We start from the raw sequence: 2,902 nt of genomic DNA, 5'->3' as shown, positions 1-2,902 counted from the left end.
TCCTATGGTCTGCTGATCGACCAGATCGGCGAAGTGCTGCGGCTCGCCGAGGACGGCATGGAAGAAAACCCCGTCAATCTCGACCCCCGCATGGCCAAGCTCGCCGGCGGTGTCCACCGTCTCGACGGCCAGCTCATGGTCGTCCTCGACGTCGATCGCGTCCTCGAGCTCGCGCCCGATATGATGGCGGCCTGATACGCCGGCACATCCGCCGACGTACCTGCAATTGGAAGTGCCCCCGCAAAAGGGGGGAAGCAGAGGTTCACATGCGAACTTGTCTCGTCGTTGATGATTCCAGCGTCATCCGCAAGGTTGCGCGCCGGATCCTGGAGGGCCTCGACTTCCAGATCCTCGAAGCCGAGGACGGTGAGAAGGCGCTGGAGGCCTGCAAGCGCGGCTTGCCCGATGCGGTGCTGCTGGACTGGAACATGCCGGTGATGGACGGCTATGAGTTCCTCGGCCATCTCCGGCGCATGCCCGGCGGCGACCAGCCCAAGGTGGTGTTCTGCACCACCGAGAACGACGTCGCGCATATCGCGCGCGCGCTGCACGCTGGCGCCAACGAGTACATCATGAAGCCCTTCGACAAGGACATCGTGACGGCGAAATTCCAGGAAGTCGGCCTTATCTGAGCGACCGCCCTGGAGGCTGAACGGCTCCTTCGGCGTTTGTTTTCAACTGACCGTTTCAGTCTGAGTTGGTGAGTAATGAGTGTTGCGTTCGCAGGTAATTCGACCCCGGGCTCGTCGCGGGAAGCCGGACCGTTGCGGGTGATGGTCGTCGATGACTCCGTCGTCATCCGCGGTCTGATCTCGCGCTGGATCGGCGCCGAGCACGACATGGAGGTCGCGGCCTCGCTGCGCACCGGGCTCGAGGCGGTCAACCAGATCGAACGCATCAATCCCGATGTTGCCGTGCTCGATATCGAAATGCCCGAGCTCGACGGCATCTCGGCGCTGCCGCAACTCCTGGCGAAGAAGCGCGATCTCGTCATCATCATGGCCTCGACGCTGACCCGCCGCAACGCGGAGATCAGCTTCAAGGCGTTGTCGCTCGGCGCCGCCGACTACATTCCGAAGCCGGAATCGACGCGCGAGGCTTCGGCTGCGGACATCTTTCATCACGACCTGATCCAGAAAATCCGCCACCTCGGCGCACGGCTGCGCCGCAAGGCCGCGGTTGCGAGCCCGCCGCTCGCGCCCGCAAGCCCGGCTCCGGCGACACGTGGGCCGGTTGTCGCGCGGCCTGCCGCGTCCGCGGCCGCTCCGGCCGTCCATGCGCCGTCGTCGTCCTCGCCGCTATCCACGCGTCCGTTCTCGACCCAAGCCCCGAGGGTGCTGCTGATCGGCTCATCGACCGGCGGTCCTCAGGCCCTGATGGCGCTCGTCGCCGAGCTTGGCCCCGTGATCGACCGCGTCCCGGTGCTGATTACCCAACACATGCCGCCTACCTTCACCACCATTCTCGCCGAGCATCTGGCACGCACGAGCCGGAAGCCGGCGGCGGAGGCGGTCGACGGCGAGCCGGTGAAGCCGGGCCGCATCTATCTTGCGCCGGGCGGCAAGCACATGCGCGTCGTGCGTAGCGGCGCCGACGTGGCGATCGCGCTCGACGACGGTCCCGCCGTCAATTTCTGCAAGCCCGCGGTCGATCCGCTGTTCACGTCCGCCATCGACATCTGGCATGGCGCCATCCTGTCCGTGATCCTGACGGGCATGGGCTCGGACGGCATGCGCGGCGGCAAGGACATCGTCGCCGCCGGCGGCAGCGTGATCGCGCAGGACGAAGCCTCCAGCGTGGTCTGGGGCATGCCGGGCGCAGCCGCCAATGCCGGCATCTGCGCGGCGATCCTGCCGCTCAACCAGATCGGCGCCAGGGTCAATCGCCTGTTTGCGGGAGACCGTTCGTGACGCCTGTTGACTACGACTATCTACGCAAGTTCCTGAAAGAGCGCTCCGGCCTCGATCTCTCGCCGGACAAGCAGTATCTGGTCGAGAGCCGGCTGCTGCCGCTGGCCCGCAAGGCGAGCCTCGCCGGGATTCCCGATCTCGTGCTGAAGATCAGGAATGGCGACGGACGGCTTGCGAGCGATGTGGTCGAAGCGATGACCACCAACGAGACTTTCTTCTACCGCGACAAGATCCCGTTCGATCACTTGCGCGAAACGATTCTGCCGGGACTGCTTCGAGCGCGCGCGGCGCGCAAGTCGCTGCGCATCTGGTCGGCGGCGTCGTCGACGGGACAGGAGCCGTATTCGATTGCGATGTGCGTGAAGGAGATGGGCGCAGCCTTCGCCGGCTGGCGCATCGAGATCGTGGCCACCGATCTGTCGCAGGAGGTACTGGAGAAATCCAAGGCCGGCGTTTACAGCCAGTTCGAGGTGCAGCGCGGCCTGCCGATCCAGCACCTGATGAAATACTTCACGCAAGCGGGCGAAGTCTGGCAGCTCAATGCCGACATTCGCGCGATGGTGCAGTTCCGCCAGCTCAATCTGTTGCAGGACTTCTCCCATCTCGGCACGTTCGACGTGATCTTCTGCCGCAATGTGCTGATCTATTTCGACCAGGACACCAAGGCCGTGATCTTCGAGCGCATGGCGAAGGTTTTGGAAGCCGACGGCACGCTGCTGTTGGGCGCCGCCGAATCCGTCGTCGGAATTACCGACGCGTTCCGCCCGATCGCCGATCGTCGTGGCCTCTATCAGCTCAATCCGACGCGCTCCGGGCGCCCGATGGGTGGATTGATGCCGCCGTCATTGAAGGTAGCAGCGGCGCGGTGAGATGCGTTCTTCCCCTCTCCCCTTGCGGAAGAGGGTGGCGGGCCCCCGGGGGGGGGGGCCGGGTGGGGGGTGTATACCCCCGCCCCCCCCCCCCGGGACAACGCGGGGTAAACCCCCCAACCC

The 2,902-nt window shown here is 65.4% G+C and carries 4 protein-coding genes; all 4 read left to right on the top strand.

Annotated features, from left to right (window positions below; genetic code table 11):
- Positions 1-195: chemotaxis protein CheW (locus tag AC0L23_RS16975; RefSeq protein WP_473297367.1), on the top strand; the 195-nt coding region annotated here is incomplete at its 5' end.
- Positions 196-266: 71 nt separating this feature from the next.
- Positions 267-632: a response regulator gene (locus AC0L23_RS16970; protein ID WP_007600538.1), complete on the top strand. Its 366-nt coding sequence runs from the start codon at positions 267-269 to the stop codon at positions 630-632.
- 75 nt (positions 633-707) lie between these two features.
- Positions 708-1,910 carry a protein-glutamate methylesterase/protein-glutamine glutaminase gene (locus AC0L23_RS16965; RefSeq protein ID WP_085357853.1) on the top strand — a complete coding sequence of 401 codons (1,203 nt, stop codon included), beginning with the start codon at positions 708-710 and terminating at the stop codon, positions 1,908-1,910.
- Positions 1,907-2,779, top strand: coding sequence for a CheR family methyltransferase (locus tag AC0L23_RS16960; RefSeq protein WP_085357855.1), 873 nt, complete (start codon positions 1,907-1,909; stop codon positions 2,777-2,779). Before AC0L23_RS16965 ends, AC0L23_RS16960 begins: the two co-directional genes overlap by 4 nt.
- Positions 2,780-2,902 lie beyond the last annotated feature (123 nt).

Source organism: Bradyrhizobium sp. MI1.4 (genome assembly GCF_055811315.1).
Note: the sequence above shows the minus strand (reverse complement) of the source record. Positions and strands in the feature narration are given on the sequence as shown.